Annotated in this window: 18 protein-coding genes; 15 read left to right on the top strand and 3 right to left on the bottom strand. The window is 49.4% G+C overall.

Annotated features, from left to right (window positions below; translation table 11 throughout):
* Window positions 1–97 precede the first annotated feature (97 nt).
* The 3 genes from ABNH10_RS01700 to ABNH10_RS01690 all read right to left on the bottom strand — a co-directional run bounded on the left by ABNH10_RS01700 (window position 98) and on the right by ABNH10_RS01690 (window position 4,483).
* On the bottom strand, window positions 98–1,729 hold the full coding sequence (locus ABNH10_RS01700) for a fatty acid--CoA ligase (protein WP_349384471.1): 1,632 nt from the start codon (window positions 1,727–1,729) through the stop codon (window positions 98–100).
* 670 nt (window positions 1,730–2,399) lie between these two features.
* Complete coding sequence (locus ABNH10_RS01695; protein WP_349384470.1) at window positions 2,400–3,779, bottom strand: class II fumarate hydratase; 1,380 nt, start codon at window positions 3,777–3,779, stop codon at window positions 2,400–2,402.
* Between the two features lie 98 nt (window positions 3,780–3,877).
* A complete protein-coding gene (locus tag ABNH10_RS01690) occupies window positions 3,878–4,483 on the bottom strand; it encodes a TetR/AcrR family transcriptional regulator (protein WP_349384469.1) in 606 nt (201 codons plus the stop codon).
* A gap of 159 nt (window positions 4,484–4,642) precedes the next feature.
* Between ABNH10_RS01690 and ABNH10_RS01685 the strand changes: the two genes are divergently transcribed.
* The 15 genes from ABNH10_RS01685 (at window position 4,643) to ABNH10_RS01615 (ending at window position 22,235) form a co-directional block, all read left to right on the top strand.
* The gene (locus ABNH10_RS01685) at window positions 4,643–5,209 is read left to right on the top strand and encodes a carboxymuconolactone decarboxylase family protein (RefSeq protein WP_349384468.1); all 567 of its coding nucleotides are present in this window, start codon (window positions 4,643–4,645) and stop codon (window positions 5,207–5,209) included.
* Window positions 5,210–5,709: 500 nt separating this feature from the next.
* Window positions 5,710–7,014 (top strand): ABC-three component system protein, encoded by a 1,305-nt coding sequence (locus ABNH10_RS01680; protein WP_349384467.1) that lies wholly within the window; start codon window positions 5,710–5,712, stop codon window positions 7,012–7,014.
* Window positions 6,998–7,699, top strand: coding sequence for an ABC-three component system middle component 1 (locus tag ABNH10_RS01675; RefSeq protein WP_349384466.1), 702 nt, complete (start codon window positions 6,998–7,000; stop codon window positions 7,697–7,699). Before ABNH10_RS01680 ends, ABNH10_RS01675 begins: the two co-directional genes overlap by 17 nt.
* Window positions 7,689–10,046: an AAA family ATPase gene (locus tag ABNH10_RS01670; protein ID WP_349384465.1), complete on the top strand. Its 2,358-nt coding sequence runs from the start codon at window positions 7,689–7,691 to the stop codon at window positions 10,044–10,046. Before ABNH10_RS01675 ends, ABNH10_RS01670 begins: the two co-directional genes overlap by 11 nt.
* 131 nt (window positions 10,047–10,177) lie before the next feature.
* Window positions 10,178–11,026: a hypothetical protein gene (locus tag ABNH10_RS01665; protein ID WP_349384464.1), complete on the top strand. Its 849-nt coding sequence runs from the start codon at window positions 10,178–10,180 to the stop codon at window positions 11,024–11,026.
* Entirely contained in the window at window positions 11,019–11,432 is a 414-nt protein-coding gene (locus ABNH10_RS01660) for a hypothetical protein (protein ID WP_349384463.1), read from the top strand. The genes ABNH10_RS01665 and ABNH10_RS01660 overlap by 8 nt, the downstream gene beginning before the upstream one ends.
* Before the next feature lie 70 nt (window positions 11,433–11,502).
* Window positions 11,503–11,892, top strand: a complete 390-nt coding sequence (locus ABNH10_RS01655; RefSeq protein WP_349384462.1) for a hypothetical protein — start codon at window positions 11,503–11,505, stop codon at window positions 11,890–11,892.
* A 120-nt stretch (window positions 11,893–12,012) separates the two neighbouring features.
* Window positions 12,013–12,642: a recombinase family protein gene (locus ABNH10_RS01650; protein WP_349384461.1), complete on the top strand. Its 630-nt coding sequence runs from the start codon at window positions 12,013–12,015 to the stop codon at window positions 12,640–12,642.
* A gap of 41 nt (window positions 12,643–12,683) precedes the next feature.
* Window positions 12,684–12,839, top strand: a complete 156-nt coding sequence (locus ABNH10_RS01645) for a hypothetical protein (RefSeq protein ID WP_349384460.1) — start codon at window positions 12,684–12,686, stop codon at window positions 12,837–12,839.
* A gap of 108 nt (window positions 12,840–12,947) precedes the next feature.
* A complete protein-coding gene (gene mobI, locus ABNH10_RS01640; protein WP_349384459.1) occupies window positions 12,948–13,520 on the top strand; it encodes a conjugative transfer protein MobI(A/C) in 573 nt (190 codons plus the stop codon).
* 196 nt (window positions 13,521–13,716) lie between these two features.
* A complete protein-coding gene (locus ABNH10_RS01635) occupies window positions 13,717–14,673 on the top strand; it encodes a helix-turn-helix transcriptional regulator (protein ID WP_349384458.1) in 957 nt (318 codons plus the stop codon).
* Between the two features lie 27 nt (window positions 14,674–14,700).
* Window positions 14,701–16,959 (top strand): type I restriction-modification system subunit M, encoded by a 2,259-nt coding sequence (locus tag ABNH10_RS01630; RefSeq protein ID WP_349384457.1) that lies wholly within the window; start codon window positions 14,701–14,703, stop codon window positions 16,957–16,959.
* Window positions 16,959–18,293, top strand: a complete 1,335-nt coding sequence (locus ABNH10_RS01625) for a restriction endonuclease subunit S (RefSeq protein WP_349384456.1) — start codon at window positions 16,959–16,961, stop codon at window positions 18,291–18,293. The genes ABNH10_RS01630 and ABNH10_RS01625 overlap by 1 nt, the downstream gene beginning before the upstream one ends.
* Window positions 18,286–19,155, top strand: a complete 870-nt coding sequence (gene dinD, locus ABNH10_RS01620; protein WP_349384455.1) for a DNA damage-inducible protein D — start codon at window positions 18,286–18,288, stop codon at window positions 19,153–19,155. Before ABNH10_RS01625 ends, dinD begins: the two co-directional genes overlap by 8 nt.
* Before the next feature lie 41 nt (window positions 19,156–19,196).
* On the top strand, window positions 19,197–22,235 hold the full coding sequence (locus ABNH10_RS01615) for a type I restriction endonuclease subunit R (protein WP_349384454.1): 3,039 nt from the start codon (window positions 19,197–19,199) through the stop codon (window positions 22,233–22,235).
* The last annotated feature ends 2 nt before the right edge of the window (window positions 22,236–22,237 follow it).

The raw sequence follows: 22,237 nt of genomic DNA, 5'->3' as shown, positions 1-22,237 counted from the left end.
ATTCATGCCTCCATGGAAAACGACGCTTTACGATAAAAAAGAAAAGCCCACCAAAATGGCGGGCTTTGTGTCTTAGCACTTGGCCTGTTGCGTCTAGCTAAACCATTTCGGCACGCATCTTTTTCTTGTCGAGTTTACCTACGGATGTTCTTGGTAATTCATCAACGAAGATCACTCGATCGGGAATCCCGTAACGGCTGATCACGCCCTTCTCGGCATAATCAGCGACCAGCGCCTTGATGCTGTCTTCATCGACTTCACCATTTTTTACCACCAGCGCCACCGGGCGCTCGCCCCATTTTTCATCGGGCACGCCAACCACCGCGCACTCGCCGGCGCCGGGATGCTGAAGTACCAGGCTTTCTAGGTCGATGGAAGACACCCATTCACCACCCGTTTTGATCACATCCTTGATGCGGTCGACGATTTTCAACCAACCGTCATCGGACATCACCGCTACGTCACCGGTATGCAACCAACCACCGTGCCACAACTCTTCAGATTTTGCCTGATCTTTCAGGTAGCCCTGAGTCAGCCACGGGGCGCGCACGACCACTTCACCCTGGCTCTCGCCATCGTGGGGCACGTCATTCATTTCTCCATCGACAATGCGCAACTGCACCATGGCTACCGGGCGGCCGGTGCGGGTGCGGTAATCCACCTGGGTCTCCAGGTCCGCCTTTTCCAGTTCCGGGGTCAACATAGCCAGGGTTAACAGCGGGCAGGTTTCGCTCATACCGTAACCGGTGTAGATATCGATGCCGCGTTTAAGCGCTTTCATGGCCATCGCCTTGGGCAAGGCTGAACCGCCAATAATGACTTTCCAGCCGCTCAGATCGACGCTCTCGGCCGCTTCAGACTGCAATAACATCTGGATGATAGTGGGTACACAGTGGGAAAAAGTGACTTTGTGGGTAGCCAGCAACTGGAGCAAGGTGGCCGGCTCATAGCGACCCGGATAGACCTGCTTTACACCCATCAAGGTCGCCATGTACGGAATGCCCCATGCATGCACATGGAACATGGGCGTGATCGGCATGTAGACGTCATCTTCATTGAAACGCCCCTGCCCCACACCGGCAATAGTATTGCGAGCCGCAAAGGTATGCAGCACCAGCTGACGGTGGGAGAAATACACGCCCTTGGGCAGGCCGGTGGTGCCGGTAGTGTAAAAAGTGGTGGCGCGGGTGTTTTCGTCCAGCTCAGGGAAATCGTACTGAGCCGGCGCCTTGGCCAGCAGCTCTTCGTATTCACCCGCTAACGGCAGGCTGTCACTCCCTTTCACCCCACTGTCGTCGAGCAGGATATAGGTTTTCACCGTTTCGATGCGGTCTTTAATCTCTTCCAGGGTCGACAGGAATTCGCTGTTAACCAGAATCGCATCATCTTCGGCGTGGTTGATGGTGTAAAGAATCTGCTCCGGGCTTAGACGCACATTCACTGTATGCAGCACGGCACCCATCATCGGGATGGCAAAGAATGCTTCTAGATAACGGTTAGTATCCCACTCCATCACCGCCACCGTATCGCCGGGCTTGACGCCTTGGGCTTCCAGCACACCGGCCAAACGGTGAATTCGGTCATTCAATTCACGATAGGTAAAAGTGCGATCACCATAAGTAATGGTCTGATCCGGGGACTTGAGTACTCCCGCTTCCAGAATATGGTTGATGACTAAAGAGGACTCCACCGCAGAGTCGCTGCGAGTGATGTTCAGGTGACTACTCATAACTTGCTCCGTTACCTTTTTATTCTGCCGTTCGCGGGCAGGGAAAAGCGACACACTCCTCCCTACCCGTGAGTATGTATGGCGCTCAAGCCTGACACAGACCTCCACACAGGTCATCTGGCGTCAGGCGCATTAGGTTACAAAATACTACCTATTGTAGACACCTTTTCTAGCATTGCCCATTTCCTGTCCTTTCAAGAATAGTGACGCGCCTTTGCACAAGGCTGGTGTGAAACCGCTGGCGATACGGTCGGCCCCCTCCTCCGTTACCTTCAGGTAGTAAAGAGAACATCCTTGCTGGATACCTGTGGTTATCCTTAACGTTCCCACTCTGTGCGGAGCGGCTCCCCCCCTCCAACGCCCTTCCCTGGGCTTGAAACCCGGACACTCTGCACGACCACAATATGGCAGATGACAGTGACAACAACCGATCTCCCGCCGGCGTCACCTGGATGTTGCCTCCAACACTGCAAGCCGACCTGTAAGATGGTGGCGGACTGGATAAAGACAGTGGGGATAACGAGGCCGGCATGGGGCCGGGGCCATCGTTTTTAAAACAGCCCCCCTTTGTTTGTAACAGCGGTGCTTGAACCGCAAACGTCCCTGCAGCAAACCGTACCCAGCAGATTGCTCCTCTGGTGAGGGGCGATTACAACATTAAGCACTCCGATCAAGGGTGCGTGAGATCTTTCGGATCCAGCAGCTTTTCCAATTCTTGCCGAGACAGACCAGACTGTTCTTCCGCCACATCCAACACCGCCCTGCCACTGGCAAAGGCCTCTTTGGCGATCTTTGCCGCATTCTCATAACCAATCACCGGGTTCAAAGCAGTGACCAGAATGGGATTCTTGCCCACCCCTTCAGCCAAACGTTCTTCATTGAACGTCATTCCCTTGATCGCCCGTTCTGCCAGGTTGCTGCAGCTATTGGCGAGCCATTCGGTCATATCCAGTACGTTGCTCGCCACCAGCGGCAGCATCACATTAAGCTGGAAGTTGCCACTCTGGGCGGCAATGGCATTAGCTTGATCCAGGCCTAACACCTGTGTCGCCACCATGGTGGCGGATTCGCAAATAACCGGGTTCACCTTGCCCGGCATGATCGACGAGCCCGGCTGAGTGGCTGGCAACTGCAGCTCACCCAGCCCATGGATCGGCCCGGAGTTCATCCAGCGCAAATCGTTACTGATCTTCATGAGCACCACCGCAATACCCCGCAGCGCCGCCGATAACGCCAACGGGCCATCCAGTGCGCTCTGCGCTACAAAGGGGTGCGGTAAGGCCCGAAACGCCAGACCGGTTTCATCTGCTAACTGGCTAGCAAAGGTCTCGCCGAACGCTGGATGCGCGTTGATGCCACTCCCCACGGCCGTCCCCCCTTGAGGTACGGCCAACAAGTCATCACGCGCACGAGCCACACGCCCGCAGGCATCCTGCAACTGCATGGCCCAGGTCTGCAGTTCCTGTTCTACCGTCACCGGCATAGCATCCATCAGGTGGGTGCGCCCGGTTTTCACCGTCTCTCGATGCTCCCGGGCGCGCAGCCCCAGCTCGGCAATGAGCTGTTCCAGCGCGGGGATCAGCTGCTCGGTTACAGCCAGCGCCGCAGACACATGGAGGGCGGTGGGAATGGTGTCATTACTGCTCTGGCCCAGATTTACATCGTCGTTGGGATGAATCTGGGCACCCGCTTCTTTGCACAGATGCGCAATCACCTCATTGACGTTCATATTGGTGCTGGTGCCAGAACCCGTCTGGAAAATATCCACAGGAAACTGGTCCGCATAATGCCCGGCCAACAACTCGTTGCAGGCCCCCACAATCGCCACGGTTTTATCTGCGGGCAACTCACCCAATTCTCGATTGGTTTCTGCTGCACACCGCTTAATACGCACCACTGCCTGGATAAAGCGAGGAGGGAGAGGACGACCACTAATAGGAAAGTTATCCACTGCCCGCTGAGTCTGGGCGCCCCAGCGGGCCCTAACAGGAACAGCTATTTCACCGAGGGAATCGATTTCAGTGCGGGTATCGGAATGATGCGTGGACATGATCAACCTCCTGCCAAAATGAAAACCTGCTACGTCTCATCATGGCATGGCGGCTAGCGGAATTCATTACAAGAGGGCGCACTGGTAACCCAACCCTATCAAGACTGCAGGGAGAGCAGGCTCATCGCAATATCCCCTGCTAACAACTTCAATTCCTGTCGATTTCCGGACCGTTGGGCGAATGCCCGTAGCCCCATCACCTCACACTGCAATTTTCTCGCTAGGCGTTCCGGCTGGTGGGAGGGATAATTCGGATCACGAATCTGGCCAGCTTTTTTTGCTTCTGTAAAAGCCTCCCGGAAAATGATCTCCATATCCGCTAGGCTCGTTTCAATTTTTTTCTGTAGCGCCGGCGTCTCATCACCGGTTTCCAACAGGCCTTTAACCAGCATGCAGGCCCGAGAAGGCGGGTTCGTATCCCGCAGGTTTCCCAACTCACGGACGTAGCTTGCCAGCCCCTCAATGGGCGTCCCCTGCCCTTTCAACTTTTCCAGAAAATCTCTTCCCATGGTGTCGGCATACAAATCCAGCGCCTGGCTATAGAGCGATTCTTTATTGCCAAAAGCGGCATAAATACTACCCGGGCGCATATTCAGCGTGTGCTCAATATCCTTGAGGGAGGTGCCATGGAACCCTTTCTCCCAGAACAGAGTCATAGCCTTTTCAAGGCACTCTTGCCGATCATATGCCGCCACTCTGGGCATGGGTAAACTCCTGCACACCGATGAGAGGGCAGTGTAACAATTGTTGAGTGATCGCTCAAAATGGGTTGCAGGTCATTATGACTATGTTAGGGTGGCATTGTTTTTGAGCGATCACTCAAATAAAAGAATCGCTCTATTAGCTGATGCAAAGGAGCAACTATGACCGATTTCACTCTTCACACAGAAGAAACTGCCCCCGAAGCCAGCTTGGCTTTGCTGAAAGAATCGCAAAAGAGCTTTGGCATGATTCCCAATCTTCATGCGGTAATGGCGCAAGCCCCCGGATTGTTAGAGGGTTATCAGAAACTGCACGCTCTTTTTCTGGAAACCAGCTTTACTGACGAAGAAGTGACGGTGGTATGGCAAACCATTAATGTTGAACATGGCTGCCATTACTGCGTCCCGGCCCATACCGGTATTGCCAAGTCCATGGACGTTGACGATGGCATTACCAATGCCTTACGCGATAAGACACCTTTACCCACCGACAAACTGGAAGCGTTACGTGATTTCACCCTATCGGTGGTACGCGATCGTGGCGAAGTGGACGAAAAAGCGGTGCAGGCTTTCTTGGACGCCGGCTATGAAAAACGGCATATCCTGGAAGTCATTCTTGGCGTGTCTCAGAAGGTGATGAGCAATTACACCAACCATCTGGCCAACACCCCGGTTGACAAACCGTTCAAAAAGTTTGAATGGCATGCGGATGGCGCCCCGACCTCGTGAACCAACGCCTTTCGCCCTGTCCCACCCGTAAGGGTGGGCCAGGCTCCTCATTTTCCCCCTCAATTGATAAGCCTACCGAGAGAAACGCAGCCAGTTAACATCCATGGCTACGTGCTAACATGGCTATGTCAGTTGATTATTTTCCGATGCAGAATGTATAAAATGCTTTACAAACATAGGCTTATTAAACTCGTGGAGCACTATTGGAGTGCTGAAATTTGCGAAAAAAGGGTAAATATTGGCAAATTTCCTCTGCGTCGGCTCCTGACGACCCATTTTAAACTGGGATAAGTGGGAAACTGGGAGCACTCTGCGAAACCATCTTGTATTCCTTTCAATAGCCATTCTCACAGGGCAAGAGCAAGATAACGAATTTATCACATTGAATCATAGCTAATTTTGCAGCAGTATCCAGTATAGAATAATGCGTGAATTCAGTTGCTCGACCAAATGACAAACTATTCCAGTAGAAACATTTCGCTATGCTTATAGGGGACTATATGGACGAAGATCCTCAAGATTATCCACATACAGCAATCTCAACATGGAGTGGCTTTGTCTATCAAGGAAAGCTAGCTGTTTACTATTTTCTTGAATTGATTGCTCTTAACTATGAGGGCAATCGAGAGTTAAAGCTACAACTTGAAAGTGAAGATGATTTTGCAATTTTCCAAGGTGATCAGTGTATTTCATTACACCAAGTAAAAGCTTATAAAGATACATTATTTTCAAGATACAGATCAGGTATAGAGAAACAAAAAGAAAAAGCTTTAGAGCATAATATTGATACTGCCTACTTTCACGTCGCTCGTAATATCCATGATCTCCCAGATTCGTTCGAACAAGATTATCAGCCTGTCAAGTTGTATAGATACCCTCTTCAACCAGAACAGGATAATGGTGAAACCAAAGCCTATTGTCCACTTGATGAAATTGATGCCATTATTGAGAAAAAAATTGCTGTTTTGATTAGAAATACCGAAGGCATAGAGAATTGGAAAATAAACTGTTGCGGTAGAATTCGGGAGGCTCTTGAAGCAATGGTCAATGCCAAAGTGATTGCTGTACACAGTAAGATCCATGCTTCCAAAATACATCAGGCACAACTTGCGGCAGAAGAATTTATTCCGTTTTCTGAACTATGTGAAGTTTTAGAAGCCGATGAGTTTGATTCGATTGAAAATGAAGATTATTTTCTTAGCCGCTTGCAAATAGATATTGGCACATACTACAAAAATTTCTGTGACATGCAGGAAGGGATATCACAGAAAAATCAGGATAAATTAGATCAATATTTAGCTGTAATTACCGGCTTCAATAAAGAACAAATGAAAGATTTCCTACGTGCCGTTATGCCACATCGAAAAGGGAAATTTAGAACACTCCAAGAGTTCAAAGACGAAACTGTTGACCTAGACTCAATAAGACAAGGCCTGTTTGCAATTTTTTATCGATTAATCAGTGCGGATAATTTTCTTAGCGAGCGTGTTCCATTTGCTTGGCAAGATAATGAAGCCTTCTATTACCCAACAGGGATACATACCGGTGCGGAATTAGTAGACACCATTTGTTACGCCATTCTGCAGCAGTCACAATCTGAGGACGTAGAGTGTTTATTTGAGTCAGGCGCATTGGTAACTACTTCAATCGATAGGGCTAACATTACCCACGTAAAATTTGGTGTCGACACTATCGCTGAAGAGGATAATTCTACCCAAGGACACAGCATCATTAGTTTTCAAAAAATGTCGCTAGTTTCTTTGAAGAACATACCTGAGAATTTGAAAGATGCAGAGATTGATTGAGAGTTTATTAGAATGGCAGGGGATGGAGCGACAAACTGTTCCTGAGCTTGAATTATATGGATGCGACGTGAAACAGAAAACTAGTTACTGGTTGATTATTCATGACTGGCCAGAGCTAACACCAGAGCTTCAGGCGCATTGGCTAGCTAGCTGCAAAAAAGCAGTAAAAGATCCTGCCTTAGAAAAAAATACCAACCTTTTGCTTACCTGGAAAGTCGAGGCTCTTGATCATCAAACCAGCACACTTGTTCAGCAGATTGAAGAAGATAGTTATTTTTTTAAAAAGCATGTTTTGCCGTATACCGTAACAGAGCTGAATGAGCTGAAACTGCAGGTTGAAAAGATTGGTCTGGAATCCGTTTTTTCAAGTTTCATAATGGATACTCAAACGTTTACGAGTTATAAAAGACAATTTCATGAAGGAGGTTGGCAAAACCTGCTTTATAGGATTGCGATTAAGTTATCTGCGCTAAGGATACAAGACACTACTGCAGCTAACCTGGATAGTCTTGAACAAAGTATTCAGGATCAAATTAACAGGTCATCAGACGCTAGAGATTTGAAATCAATAGAATCCACTATAATGACGTTAGCCAAAGAGAAAGGCCCACTGGAAGAACTAGAGCCAGATGAACTGCTAGAACTGATAGTTAATCGGTCAGAGGGGGTTAGCGATGACTCTTAGAATTAAACATCTGGTGATCGAGAATTTTAAAATTTTTGAACGATTAGAAATCAAGTTAGAGAGTGACTATTTAACGGTACTTGATGGTCCGAACGGATTTGGGAAGTCGTCTTTTTTCGACGCTTTAGAACTTCTTTTTACCGGTACTATTAGACGCTATATTGAGTTAGAAAAGCTAACTGTCGATGGACGTAAACAGAAGTCAGGCTGTCCCTGGCTATATAACCGCGCTATGTCAGAATCATGGCTATCAATTCGCGTAGAACTATCAATAAACGACGAAATTAAAATTTTAGAACGTGCTGCCTGCAAAGATGAACTAGATCAGCAGAGAGGGCTAACGGATTTGAAAATCCCGCTTTACGAGCTTGATACACTCCAAGGAGATCGGGGTAATCAAATTAAGGATGAGGAGAAGTTCTTTTCTAGTTTACTTGGGGAATCATATAAGCGCGACTTCGGGCTTTTTCACTACGTAGAACAAGAAGAAAATAATCGATTGCTAAAACAAAAAGAAAAAGACCGTCAGCAACAGATTGCGTATCTTTTTGAAATTGGGGAGATTCAGGAAATACTCAACACTATAAATAGCTCCTACAGCAAGATTGGAAAGCTGTGCACAGGAACTAAGAAAGATGATGTCCAAAACTTAAAGTCTAAATGGGAAGAAGCAAAACAAAAAGTATTGGAAGGTAACGAATTTTTGGATTACCAACGGCTAGTAAACGTCACTAGCCAAACTTGGGACTCTGAAACTTTAGATTATGCCCCTGAGCAATTTGAACAATGGCTATCGGATGACGGTGATGTATTTAGACTTAAGCGTTTCGTAGAAAACTTTAACCATTACGAAAGCAAACTATCCAATCGCTCTCTATCTGAAAAACTATTACCAGAACTAGAGCTTCAGAAAAACATGCTCAGATTCTTTCACAGATTATCGTATCGAAAACAGTGGGAATTAGAGCTGCGCCAGTTAGAGTCTGCAGAAAACTTAATCGAATTATTTAACGATACTTTAAGGTCAATCGCTCAGGATAAGCTTTTCATTCCCGAAGTTCTGATCCCACTCATACCAAGTGATATTAAGTTAGATGAATTTAAAGACCACGTTGAGCGGCTGAATCAGGAGATTAACTCTTCCGACAAACTAGAAGAAAGTCTCTCTAGTCTTTTTTCAATGCGTGAACGGCTATTGGAGAGCTTCAAACAGTTTCAGTTATACAATGGTCCTACAAACAATTGTCCGACTTGTGGACACGACTGGGAGTCGTCAGAAGCATTACTCATAGGTATTGAACGACAAGAGGAAACGCTCAGATTGCTGGCTAGTCGTCAAAGTAGTCAGTTAACTCAAATGCTGACGGATTTTAATGAAAAGTATCAAAAGGCTATCAAGGAAGCTCTTGTTGAATTCATAGATAAACAGCGCGATAAAGTTGACTACAAACGCATGTTAGTCTCACTGAATTCTGAGCAGGTCTCGATAATACAGAGGTATGTCAGTAATCTAATAGATGCCGGTATTCAATTTGAAGATCTACTTATTGAGAGTTATGATTTGAAGCTTGATTTGCCGCTGTCTAAGCTTAAAGAGCGGGTGACTTTAAAACTCAAACCGGTGAATGAAAGTCGTATATTTCCCGACTTTGATCGAATTTTTCGAGATGTTTTTAATCGTGAAATTTCTGCAGTTAAACAGATAAGCACGAAAGACATAGAAAATAAAATCGCCTATATACAGCAGCAGCGATCAATAGCATCTTCAAGGCATGCTAAGGAGTGTGAGCTTAAGTTTAGAAATGCTGAAAATGTGCTTAATAACGCTTTAGATGTAAGAAAGCGACTGAAGAAGCTCAAAGAAATCTATGAAAGCCAGAAAAAAGGTTATCTGGAATCTATCGTAAAAGAAATTGAAATACTTTTTCACATATATTCTGGTCGCTTGATGCAAAGTTACCAGCAGGGTTTGGGTATTTTCATTGAGAATGATGGAAATTCAATAGCTTTTCATGAAACTCCAGGTAATGATTATGACGTCGTTTTCTCAATGAGTTCTGGCCAGCTTTCGGCCTTAATTTTATCCTTTACTTTAGCTTTAAATCGGCGTTACGCGAAGCATGGTCTGCTTATGGTGGATGATCCCGTACAAACATTAGACGAAATAAACGTCGTAGGTCTTATTGAACTTCTACGCGCTGATTTTTCAAACCGGCAAATTTTTATTGCAACACATGAAGACCGCATGTCAGCTTATTTTCGTTATAAATATAAGAAGTTTGGAATACCGGTCGGGCGAATTAATTTTATGGATGAGTCTCGTGCAGCCAACGAGGCAAGCAAATAAGCATAATAATATCCAAATTCAGACTGGTTTGTTCTGAAAGCACAAACCATTGATTTATAAAGATTATCTTTAGTTTTCCTCTTGCATATTCTCAATCTCATGAGAATATTTAATAAAAGCAGGAGGACATAATGAAAAGATTAGCACCCTTAACTACAGCAATATTGGCCGCTGCCCTGGCTGGCTGTGCGGCCGCCCCACGAGCTTACAATCAGGAAGAGTCTCGGGCTTTAAACCTGGCGAGAGCCGGTGGCATCTACGATATGGACTTACGGGATTCTGGGGATGGTACCCGCTCCTACAGTAAAAGCATGTTGGTGCCATTGCTGGATCTCGCTAGCCTGGCGACTTCATTCGACGCACCGCTTCGACATCTCTCGGGTAGCCAGACGTTTTTGTTCAATGCTACTGACATCATGATGACACCGGATAATCCGTCGGCGAGACCAAGCCTGATGGGATGGATGCCAGCGTCTATGGCCAGTTCGGAGGCTCAGGCCTATGAGCAGTATGTGGATCTGGTGGACCAGGCGATCTGGCTAGCTGCCAATGATATGACGTTGAGCGCCACCAAACTCAGTAACGTGGAGACGCCCGAGATTGACGGTCATCCACTTGTGCTTTGGTCGATTGAAAGCACTGAGCATGGATGTGATGTGGGTCAATGTGTGGTTGCCTACAACATCAAAACTCCTAATCGCTGGAAGTCACCGCCTTACGTGGAAGGTGCTGAGCCCGAAAGCTACAACATCGCGGCTAATCATCCAGGGAATTATTCTCGTCTCGTTTTCCGGCAGTCAGGTGAGCAACTCAGCTTCCCTGTGGACGAGTTCTACCGCACGGTCAGTGGTGCCTTACCATCCTGGATGGTGATGTATTTTCCTCCCGGCACCGTCATCCAGGATGGCGAACCGCTGCCGTACCCGGTGCTTTACGAGCAGGGCCAGCGACTGATGTTCAAGGAGCCAGATCATGAGTGACTGGCATGATGAACTTGAGTTCGCGCTGTTGCCGCTTGAAGACGCCAAAATCGATAGCGACTGCATGACCTTTGTGATCAGCAATGCCCTGAGCGAGCAAGGCATCTTCCATCAATGTCGTATCGGATACGCAGAGGACCGACTGGGCCAAATGGCCACTGCTCCCCATTGCTGGATCGAGCTCGAACAGGGCTGGTGTATCGATTTCCGGCTCAGACAGTGGCTGGGCGATGAGGACGACCTCCCTCATGGCGTATTCCAGCCATCCAACTATCCGCGAGTTCGATACCAAGGCACTGCGTGGCTGGTTCCACACCTGGACGTGGAAGATTTGAGGGCAATGACAAATGATGCCTACAGCAAGGTGAAACTGCGATGGCTGGCCAGGCAAGCCGCTGCGGCCTGACGCCGGGCAAAACTTGCATTTTCTCAGGTTCTGATAGCTTCGAAGTAAAGAGCTATCGGGGACTGAAACCATGGTGAGGGTAACAAAAATAGTAGCAGTGGGGCTCGCCGGGATCGGCGTTGTGGAGCTCACCTTTAGGGGTGCCTATGCAGCGCTATACGCATGGTATCTATTGTTCGTGCTCTGGGTGGTCGCACTGTTCATAAGCTTCGCACTGGCCGCAGTCGATGCTTACAAGACGGTTTTCGCCAAGGGACCCGATGGGCAAATGACGTTTCCTGAATTCGAGAAAAAGATGGCGTCGTTTAGTCGAGGCGGTGGTAGGGAAGAAAACGGTCCAAGCAGCACGACAACCTCCGGCACTGGGAGTCAAGAAGGCGCACGCGATCTGTTCGATGACTTCAGAGTCAATCCGATCCTCCGAGAGGATGATCCGTTCGGGGAGTTTTTCGACTCTTGAGGTGGTTCCTTTTGGGTACACATCAAGGGAACCTAATAACCAGACCACTCAACATGCTAAAGAACCACTTATAACAGACCGGGAAGGCGGAACCATTTATAACAGACTAAGGAGGCATTCATGTTTATACGCGCCTACTTGAGAGCATCGACCCAGGAACAAAACGCTGAGCGGGCGAAAGCATCACTCATTCAATTTGCCGAGCAACACGGCCAGCGTATTGCCGCCTTCTATACTGAGAATGTTTCGGGGGCCACATTGCATCGCCCGGAACTGATGCGACTGATTGCCGAATCAGGTGAAGGTGACATTGTATTGGTAGAGCAAATAGACCGGCTTGCCCGCCTCAAACAGCAAGACTGGGATACCCTCAAACAAAAGCTGGCTGCCAAGCGCTTGGCAATTGTTTCACCGGAGCTTCCAACGAGCTGGCTGGCACTGGAGAAGAAGCACGACACCGGCTTTACCGATTCTATCTTGCAGGCCGTCAACAGCATGATGCTGGATATGCTGGCAGCGGTCGCTCGCAAAGACTATGAAGACAGACGCCGCCGACAAAACGAAGGGATAAAAAAGGCCCGTAGTGAAGGCAAGTATCAGGGCCGCCAACCCGATCTGAAAAGACGGCAGCACATCGCCAGTTTACTGCGCAGCGGGCATAGTTATAGCGAAATACAGGAGATCCTCAGCTGTTCTCGACATTTGATTGCCTCTGTAGCGCGAGAACAGCGCCAGTCTGATGCCGCATAGTCCCAAGCATTACACATACAGAACAATAAAGGAGAGCTCACATGATCGATATGTCCGCAGCATTCATCGCCATTCTCTGCTTCATAGTTACGATTTTAACGACTTGTGGCATTGCTTACCTGAACGCCGACAGACTGGAAGCATTTTTTAGCCGGAAGTTTGCAAAGCACCTATCCGCGGATAAACATCCCAAATAATTTGGGGTAAACGGCTGCTTTTGCCCAAATTGGCCAATTAGAGACCCGTGGGTTTGATTCGCTGGGCGGTAGCATTTCTCTTGAGTATCAACCAAGAGGAGATTCCCCATGGACAACCCAAAAAAACCAAACGAAATCGCAGAGCAATGGCATCAGGCCGCTCGGGCAGAAAACCTAAATCACCTAAAAAACAGCCAAATAGCATTTGAACAATGTAGACACTATTTGCAGGCGCTGTCAGAGACTCTTGATATAGAACGGGCACGTCTTCGATACATCGCTCAGCGATTCTCCGACCATTTTTGGGCGCATAATCGAGCGCACCGCACCAAAGAAACAGATGGATACCCAGGGCACTACGGCTGTCGGGTAAGAATACTGCGCGGCAGCCTAGAAATGCACTGGTACTACAATACCTTTGTGAAAATGAACAACGGTGACGGGCATGCTGTTTTCAGTAAGCACATCCGCCGTGCTCTGAAGCACCGCTATTCAAAATCTGCGTTTAACCGGGCACACGACTGGGAACGAGCCGCCATCGAAGAAACCGAAGCCGGTTTCGAGATGGTGCGTATGATGAATGCAAACCTCACGCATATACGTCGTCTCATCAGGGCAAACCTTAAGCGTTTGGATGAGTTGGAAGATCACCTGAACAGTCTTAACTCTCCTAAATCCTAAGCTCAGGGTAAATCAGCTCAAACGTGCCCGCTGATCTCCAGCGGGCCTTTCACACTGTTGTCTCCATTGGGAAAGAGGCCAAAACTTTCACATGTGAAAGTTGTATAGGACAAATCAAAATGATTGCATGGTACAAGTTTGTGTAATAAGGTGGCTAACAATTTTAATAAGACGTTGAGTCATAAAAGGTGCAAAAGTGCAGGAAAATTCCGCCTTAACACTTGAAAACCATTCACATGCCCAGCGCGAGCGCTTAGCGTTCATTGATTTTCGCCTGCAATACCATGGTGCAGTGGGCCGCAGTGAGCTGATGGCGCATTTTGGCACTGCGGTTGCCTCCAGCACCCGGGATTTCACCCTTTACCGTGAACTGGCTCAGGAAAATCTGATTCTTCGTCACGAAAACAAGCGCTACTACCGCACCGATAGCTTCCAACCTCTGTTTCACCATGCCCCCCGTACCGCCTTGAAAGCGCTAACGGATGGATTTGGCGACGGAATATCGGCAACCCCTGAACAGTCTGGGTTTTGTGAGGACGCCCCCGACTTAATTGCACCACCACAGGAGGTGCTGGCAACACTAAGCCGAGCCATTAGCCTAAAACTGGCTGTGCAAGTCTCCTACCAGTCTCTGACATCCGGCGCGAGCACGCGTGTCATCGTGCCACACAGCATTGTAAACAACGGTCAGCGCTGGCATATACGTGGCTACTGCCGGAAACGCGGCGAATTCCGTGATTTCGTCTGCAATCGCATCATCAGCGCCCATACCGATGAAAAGGGTAGCGATACAACGAAGATTGCAAAGCATGAACAGCAAGCAGCGGATGCCCAGTGGAACCAGCAACTAACCCTTGAACTGGTACCACATCCAGGGCACAAGCATCCGCAAGCCATTGCGCTGGACTATGGCATGCAGGTAGCGAATACGTCCCGGCAGAACAATCCGCCCGTTCGGCAGCTCAGCATCCGTGCCGCTCGTGCTGGCTATCTACTGCGCCACTGGAACGTAGATTGTAGTCCTGATCACCGGCTGCCCGCCCACGAGCATCACTTATGGCTACGCAACCACCCCATTCTTGAACACTGCGCTAACGCTGTCCTGGCACCCGGCTACGCCGGCACCGGTGGCAAGGCAGCAGCAAGCCTTTAACAACAGATATTTAATAGCGAGAACAGCATGCAACAAAACCACCATCAAAACCTTGTCGGCTTTATCTGGACCATTGCCAACAAACTGCGCGGACCCTACCGACCACCCCAGTACCGACGGGTGATGCTGCCAATGATTGTACTGCGCCGGTTCGACCTGGTATTGGCGGAAAATCAAAAGAAAGTACTGGCAGAAAAAGAACGCCTGGAAGCCCGCGGCATCACTGGGCCAGCATTGGAAAAAGCGCTGTCACGCATTGCCACCAGTGGCCGTAAACAAGAGCTGTTCAATACCAGTGGCTTTACCTTCGATAATTTGTTGGCCGACCCGCCCAACATTGCGGGCAACATGATTGCCTACATTCAGGGTTTTTCGCCCCGAGCGCGAGACATCTTTGACAAGTTTGATTTTGAAGCAGAAATCGCCAAGTTGGACGAGGCCAACCGCCTGTATCTGATCCTCAAGGAATTCTGTAGCAGCGAGATTGATCTCTCGCCCAAGACCATCAGCAACCTGCAAATGGGCTATCTGTTTGAAGAGCTGGTCAGAAAGTTTAACGAACAGGCCAACGAAGAGGCTGGGGACCACTTTACCCCCCGCGAAGTCATCCGGCTAATGGTGCAGCTGCTGTTTACCGATGAAGACGGCATCTTCGCCCCGGGCATTTACCGCAGTATTTACGACCCCACCGCCGGCACCGGGGGCATGCTCTCGGAAGCGGAAAAGTACATTATTGGGGACGGCACCCACGATGGTTTAAACCCCGATGCCCACATCGAGCTATTTGGTCAGGAATACAACCCTGAGTCCTACGCTATTTGTTGTTCAGACCTGCTGATTAAAGACGCCCCCATCGATAACCTGATTTTTGGCGATACCCTGGGCGTGAAAGATGCCAAGAACAAAAACAACGGCTTTGTGCCCCACGATGGCCACCCGGAGAAGAAGTTCCATTACATGCTATCCAACCCACCCTTTGGCGTTGAGTGGAAGCCGGAAGAAGATTTTGTGCGTGAGGAGTACAACGACCAAGGCTTTTCAGGACGTTTTGGTGCAGGCCTGCCCCGTATCAATGATGGCTCGCTGCTGTTTCTGCAGCACATGATCGCCAAGATGCACAACCCGCCGAAAATAGTGGGTGATATTAATGAAGGTGGCGACGGCTCCAAGATTGCCGTGGTCTTTAACGGCTCCCCCTTGTTTACGGGCGATGCCGGTAGCGGGGAAAGCAATATTCGCCGCTGGATTATCGAAAACGACCGGCTGGATGCCATTGTCGCCCTGCCCGATCAGATGTTCTACAACACCGGTATCTATACCTACATCTGGATTGTCAGTAACCGCAAGCCCGAGCACCGCAGAGGCACGGTGCAGCTGATCGACGGCACCCACCACTATAAAAAGATGGACAAAAGCCTGGGCAACAAGCGCAATGAGCTGGCCGAGGAACATATTCGCGAGCTGGTGCGTCTATACGCTGAGAATCAGCAGGATGCGACCTCTGTAGTACCGGTGCATAGCAAAGGCAAATCACGACCGACGGCAACTGAAACCCGTACCGTCAGTAAGATCTTTGATAACCGTGACTTTGGTTACCTGAAAATTACCGTAGAGCGCCCGTTAAGGCTGAATTTCCAGGCCAGTCCTGAGCGCATCGCTCGTCTGGATGACCAGCGCGCCTTTATTAACTTGGCCTCCAGTAAAAAGCGTAAAGACCCGAAAGCTTATCAGGCAGAAATAGAAGCAGGCCAACAGACTCAAGCGGCGATTAAGAAACTGCTGGAAGCGTTGGACGGCGATACCCTGTACCAGAACCGGGGTGAATTCGAAGGCGTGCTGAACAAAGCGCTGAAAAAGGCCGAGCTCAAACTGGGCGCACCGGTCAAAAAGGCGATTTTGGCGGCGCTGTCTGAACGCGACCCGCAAGCTGATATTTGCACCGACAAAAAGGGCAACTCGGAGCCGGATGCAGAGCTGCGCGATAGCGAAAATGTGCAGCTACCCGCCGATATCAACCTGCCCTTACCGCTGAAATACGACAACGAAACCGGCCATGACCAGCTGCTAGCCTTGGTAAAAGACCATTGCGAGGCCTACCTGGCGGCTGAGGTATTGCCCCATGTGCCGGATGCCTGGATTGACCACAGTAAAACCCGGGTGGGTTACGAAATTCCACTGAACCGGCATTTTTATGTCTATGAACCACCGCGTCCACTGGAAGAGATTGCGGGTGAAATCAGTCAGTTGGAAAAGGAAATCGTCGCTATGTTGGCGGAGGTGGTTTGATGCAGCTTGCAACATACTCCAACCTTCGTGACTCCAATGTTCCATGGATACAAAGTATTCCATCACACTGGACGATAAAAAGACTTAAGTTTGTGGTTGAGCTGGTCAATCAGAAGCAATCAGTCGATCAATCTGACCTTCCGTATATTGGATTAGAGCATATTGAATCTTGGACTGGCAGAAAAGTTGATGGAGAAATTTCCCAAAGTGAAGGATTAGCCTCCACGTACGCCAGTGGAGATGTATTATTTGGAAAACTGCGGCCTTATCTCGCAAAAATTTACTTGGCTGACACTCCTGGATTAGTGTCCAGCGAAGCTCTGGTTATCAGACCTTCCAGCGATATTAGTTCTTCTTTTTTGAAATATTATTTCCTTTCCAGAGATTTTATTAACACCGTCGACTCATCAACTTATGGCAGCAAAATGCCAAGAGCAAGCTGGGATTATATAGGCAACTTGCCACTTCTTATTCCTTCTGCACAAGAACAACAAGCAATAGTTGGCTTCCTTGACCGCAAAACTGCTCAGATTGATGCACTGATTGCCAAAAAGCAGGCGCTTTTGGAAAAACTGGCTGAACAACGCACAGCGCTCATCAGTCAGGCGGTCACCAAAGGGCTGGATTCATCGGTACCGATGAAGAATTCGGGTGTTGATTGGTTGGGGGAGATTCCTTCGCATTGGCGATATAAACGCCTAAAATTCTTGGTTTCTGTGCTAGGTGGAGGAACCCCTAATACAAGCAAACCCGAGTATTGGAATGGTGATATCCCTTGGGTTTCACCAAAAGATATGAAACATGATTTTATCAATACAACGGAGGATTACCTGACCGAGAAGGGCGTTGAAGAAAGTGCCACGAGGTTGATTAAATCGAATGCGGTATTGATTGTAGTTCGCTCAGGAATCTTACGACACACAATTCCAGTCGCAAGAAATACATGCTTAGTCTCTCTTAATCAAGATATGAAGGCTCTAATAACTAATACAGAGCTTAATTCCGGTTATTTACATTGGTTTATTAATGGGCTGCAAAAAGGTCTCTTACCGTTGTGGAGTAAGCCGGGGTGTACAGTAGAAAGTCTAGAACTAAACTATTTACTAAACACACTCATCCCTCTACCGCCTCATAGCGAACAACAGAAAATAGAGGATTATGTTGCCAATATTCGTGACGACTTCAATAACCGGCTTGCGAAAGTTGCAGAAGTAATTCAGCGCCTACAGGAATACCGCGCTGCCCTAATCACCAACGCCGTCACCGGTAAAATCGATGTCCGAAGTTTCTGCACACCTACTACCTCTGAGCAAAAGGAGCTTGCCCATGGCTAATACGCCGTCCACCAATACTCACCACGAAAGCTTTGAAGGCATCCGCAGAGAGGATGAACAAGGCAACGAGTTCTGGTCTGCCCGAGAGCTGGCACCACTGCTGGAGTATCACAAGTGGCAGAATTTTTCACAGGTTATCAACAAGGCCAGGCATGCTTGTGAGCAGTCTGGAAATGAAGTTTCAGACCATTTTGCTGACGTCAGTAAAATGGTCGACATCGGCTCTGGCGCGCAACGTCCGATATCCGATGTTCACCTGTCACGCTATGCCTGTTACCTCATTGTTCAGAACGGCGACCCCAGCAAGCCGGTGATCGCCAACGGCCAAACCTACTTTGCTATCCAAACTCGCCGACAAGAGCTGGAAGACAGCGGGCAGTTCACCGCGCTTTCTGAGGATGAGAAGCGCCTGGCCATTCGTAAAGAGCTTGCTGCCCACAACAAGTACCTGGCGGCCGCTGCCCAGGATGCGGGCGTGGAAACTCCCCTGGATTACACCATTTTTCAGGATCATGGCTACAAAGGGCTATATGGGGGAATGGGTGCCAAAGATATCCATGCCAAAAAGGGCCTCAAGAAGAGCCACAAGATTCTGGACTACATGGGCAGTACTGAGCTGGCTGCCAACCTGTTCCGCGCCACCCAGGCAGAAGAGAAGTTGCGTAGGGACAAAACTCAGGGCAAGCGGCAGGCCAACCAAACCCATTTCGAAGTGGGCCAGAAGGTGCGGCAAACCATTGGCGAACTGGGAGGTACCATGCCAGAGAACCTGCCTACGCCGGATAAAAGCGTTAAACAAGTAGAGAACGCGCAAAAGAAGCTGGGAAAACAGCAAAACGACGACACTGACCAACAAGAGTAGTGGTGAATACCCAGCCAGGTTTTTAAAAAGGAATAAAAGTTATGCACAAAGAAATCGACTTTGAGAACGCCATAGAGCAGGCGTTGATCACCCAGGGCGGCTATGAAAAGGGAGATGCCGCAGGTTTTGATGCGGAAACCGCCCTGTTTCCGGCAGAGGTGGTGCGCTTTGTGCAGAACACACAACCCAAGATTTGGGAGCGCTTGAACAACCTAGATGCAAGCAAAGCCGAGAGCATGCTGCTGGATGCTCTAACCAAGGAGTTGGCCGCAAAAGGTGCGCTGACCGTGCTGCGCGAGGGGTTTAAATGCGTGGGCAAGTCGGTGAAGCTGGCGTATTTTGCCCCCAATACCAGTATTGATAGCGGATCGGCTGAGCGTTACGCCACCAACAAGCTCACTGTGATCCGTCAGGTACATACCCAAACCGGCGCTATTCCAGATATGGTGCTGGCTGTGAATGGCCTTCCGGTTGCCACGCTGGAGCTGAAAAATGCCATGTCGGCCACCGGGTGGACGGTTGAAAATGCCAAGCGCCAGTATCGCTTTGAGCGGAACCCCAAAGACCCGCTGTTTGCCTTCAAAAATCGCTGTTTGGTGCATTTTGCAGTGGATACCGAGCAGGTGTTTATGACCACGCACTTGGAGGGTAAGAATACGTTTTTCCTGCCCTTCAACCGGGGTTTTAATCACGGTGCAGGCAACCCGCCCGTAGAAGGTGACGTGCGTACCGCCTACCTGTGGCGTGAGGTGCTGGCCCGTGACAGCCTAATGGATATCCTCGCCCGTTTTCTACACCTTCAAGTAGAAGAAAAAACACTGGTGACTGAAAAAGGCATAAAACGCCACCGCAAGGAAACGCTGATTTTTCCTCGCTATCACCAGCTGGATGCCGTCAGGTCTTTGACTCAACATGCAAAAGCCAAGGGCTCTGGCCATAACTACTTGGTACAGCACTCTGCCGGCTCCGGAAAATCCAACTCTATTGCCTGGTTGGCTCATCGTTTGTCCAGTCTGCACGATGCCAACAACGAGAAGGTGTTTCATTCCGTGGTGGTGATCACTGACCGCCGGGTACTTGACCAGCAATTACAGAACACCATCTTCCAGTTCGAGCACAAACTGGGCGTTGTTCAAAAGATTGATGAAAATACCCAGCAACTGGCCAAAGCGCTGGCTGACGGCGTACCTATCATCATATCGACCATCCAGAAGTTCCCTTTCATCAGTCAGGCGATCCGCACGCTGGAGCAGCAAGGTAAAGGCATTGCAATTTCCACTGAAGGCAAGCGCTTCGCGGTAATTGTGGATGAGGCCCACAGCTCGCAAAGTGGCGAAACCGCCATGGAGCTACGCAAGATCCTGAACAAGGATGGCATCGAATCCGCCATCGCCGAGCAGCTGCTGGATATGGAGGACGAGCGCCTGAGCGATGAGGCCAAGAAAGAGCTGATTCGAGAGCAACTCAAACGCGCCAAACAGCCCAACCTGAGCTTCTTTGCATTCACCGCTACTCCCAAGTTCAAGACCATGGCGGTGTTTAACGAACCGGGCCCAAACGGAGAGGCTCCGTTCCATCACTATAGTATGCGCCAGGCCATTGAAGAAGGGTTTATCCATGACGTGCTGGAGCACTACACCTGCTACAAGCGGTATTACAAGCTGATCCAGAAGGTAGAAGATGACCCGGAAGTACCACGCCGCAAGGCGGCAAGGGCCCTGGCTCGCTTTGTGTCCTTCCACGATTATGAGATAGCGCAAAAGGTGGAAGTGATTGTTGAGCATTTCCGTACCCACTCGCGGCATAAGATTGGCGGGCGGGCGAAAGCCATGGTAGTGACCAGCTCTCGCGAACATGCAGTGCGCTACAAGCTGGGCTTTGATAAGTACATCAAGGCCAAGGGTTATACCGATGTGCGGTCTCTGGTGGCTTTTTCCGGGGAAATTGCACTCAAGGAGTATGCCGATAAAACATTCACCGAAGTTGGGATGAACGAAGGCATCAAGGAGTCTGAGCTACCTGAGAAATTCAACACCGAGGAATACCAGGTGTTACTGGTCGCGGAAAAATACCAAACCGGCTTTGATCAGCCCTTGCTGCACAGCATGTATGTGGATAAAAAGCTGTCGGGCATACAGGCGGTGCAAACGCTGTCGCGTCTTAACCGAACCGCCCGAGGCAAAACAGATACCTTTGTGCTGGACTTCGTTAACGAGCCAGAGGACATCTACAAGGCGTTCAAGCCTTATTACGAGGTGACGACCAAGGAAGAAGACACAGACCCGCAGCAGCTCAACACCTTGGCCCATACGCTGTCCACCTGGCAGATTTTCACGGAGGGCGAGGTGAGCGCCTGGTGCGAGATCTGGTTCCGTAACCGACTGAACCCAACGGGCGGCGAGCATAAGAAGCTGAACAGCCTGATTGATTTGGCGGTTGAGCGTTTCAAGAAACTGAGCGAGGAAGACCAGGCGCTTTTCAAAGGGCAGCTGGTGAGTTTTCGTAACCTGTACGGCTTCGTTGCCCAAATTATTCCTTATCAGGACTCGGACCACGAGAAGCTATACACCTATGCTCGCTTCCTGCTCACCAAACTGCCTTATACCGCCGATACGCGCACGGTTCAGGTTGATGATGAGGTAGAGCTGAAGTACTACCGACTTCAGAAAATCAGTGAAGGCGCCATCGACCTGAAAGTAGGCGAGCCGGAAGCCCTCTATGGCCCGACCGAGGTCGGTACCGGCCAGGCAGAGGAAGAGGTGCAGTTATCGACACTGGTCGACAAGCTCAATGAGCGATTTGGTACAGAGTTTACCCCGGCGGACCAGCTGTTCTTCGATCAGGTGAAGGAAACCGCCGTTGCCAACGAACAGCTTCGTCAGGCCGTCATGGCTAACAGCCTGGAGAACTTCGAGCCAGTATTTAACAAGCAGCTTGAGAACTTGTTTGTAGAGCGCATGGACGGCAACGAGGACATCTTCATACGCCTGATGAACGACGAGTCCTTCCGCAATATCGCTTCTCAGTACCTGATGCGGGCTGTGTATAACCAGGTCAAAACCAGCGTTGAGACGGGATAAGG

It is taken from the genome of Alcanivorax sp., from assembly GCF_040119285.1.
Classification (GTDB): Bacteria; Pseudomonadota; Gammaproteobacteria; order Pseudomonadales; family Alcanivoracaceae; genus Alcanivorax.
Note: the sequence above shows the minus strand (reverse complement) of the source record. Positions and strands in the feature narration are given on the sequence as shown.

Excerpts from the sequence above, each read along its gene's own strand:
- ABNH10_RS01700 (WP_349384471.1), bottom strand. The coding sequence starts at position 1,729 with ATGAGTAGTCACCTGAACATCACTCGCAGCGACTCTGCGGTGGAGTCC.
- ABNH10_RS01695 (WP_349384470.1), bottom strand. The coding sequence starts at position 3,779 with ATGTCCACGCATCATTCCGATACCCGCACTGAAATCGATTCCCTCGGT.
- ABNH10_RS01690 (WP_349384469.1), bottom strand. The coding sequence starts at position 4,483 with ATGCCCAGAGTGGCGGCATATGATCGGCAAGAGTGCCTTGAAAAGGCT.
- ABNH10_RS01685 (WP_349384468.1), top strand. The coding sequence starts at position 4,643 with ATGACCGATTTCACTCTTCACACAGAAGAAACTGCCCCCGAAGCCAGC.
- ABNH10_RS01680 (WP_349384467.1), top strand. The coding sequence starts at position 5,710 with ATGGACGAAGATCCTCAAGATTATCCACATACAGCAATCTCAACATGG.
- ABNH10_RS01675 (WP_349384466.1), top strand. The coding sequence starts at position 6,998 with ATGCAGAGATTGATTGAGAGTTTATTAGAATGGCAGGGGATGGAGCGA.
- ABNH10_RS01670 (WP_349384465.1), top strand. The coding sequence starts at position 7,689 with ATGACTCTTAGAATTAAACATCTGGTGATCGAGAATTTTAAAATTTTT.
- ABNH10_RS01665 (WP_349384464.1), top strand. The coding sequence starts at position 10,178 with ATGAAAAGATTAGCACCCTTAACTACAGCAATATTGGCCGCTGCCCTG.
- ABNH10_RS01660 (WP_349384463.1), top strand. The coding sequence starts at position 11,019 with ATGAGTGACTGGCATGATGAACTTGAGTTCGCGCTGTTGCCGCTTGAA.
- ABNH10_RS01655 (WP_349384462.1), top strand. The coding sequence starts at position 11,503 with ATGGTGAGGGTAACAAAAATAGTAGCAGTGGGGCTCGCCGGGATCGGC.
- ABNH10_RS01650 (WP_349384461.1), top strand. The coding sequence starts at position 12,013 with ATGTTTATACGCGCCTACTTGAGAGCATCGACCCAGGAACAAAACGCT.
- ABNH10_RS01645 (WP_349384460.1), top strand. The coding sequence starts at position 12,684 with ATGATCGATATGTCCGCAGCATTCATCGCCATTCTCTGCTTCATAGTT.
- mobI (WP_349384459.1), top strand. The coding sequence starts at position 12,948 with ATGGACAACCCAAAAAAACCAAACGAAATCGCAGAGCAATGGCATCAG.
- ABNH10_RS01630 (WP_349384457.1), top strand. The coding sequence starts at position 14,701 with ATGCAACAAAACCACCATCAAAACCTTGTCGGCTTTATCTGGACCATT.
- ABNH10_RS01625 (WP_349384456.1), top strand. The coding sequence starts at position 16,959 with ATGCAGCTTGCAACATACTCCAACCTTCGTGACTCCAATGTTCCATGG.
- dinD (WP_349384455.1), top strand. The coding sequence starts at position 18,286 with ATGGCTAATACGCCGTCCACCAATACTCACCACGAAAGCTTTGAAGGC.
- ABNH10_RS01615 (WP_349384454.1), top strand. The coding sequence starts at position 19,197 with ATGCACAAAGAAATCGACTTTGAGAACGCCATAGAGCAGGCGTTGATC.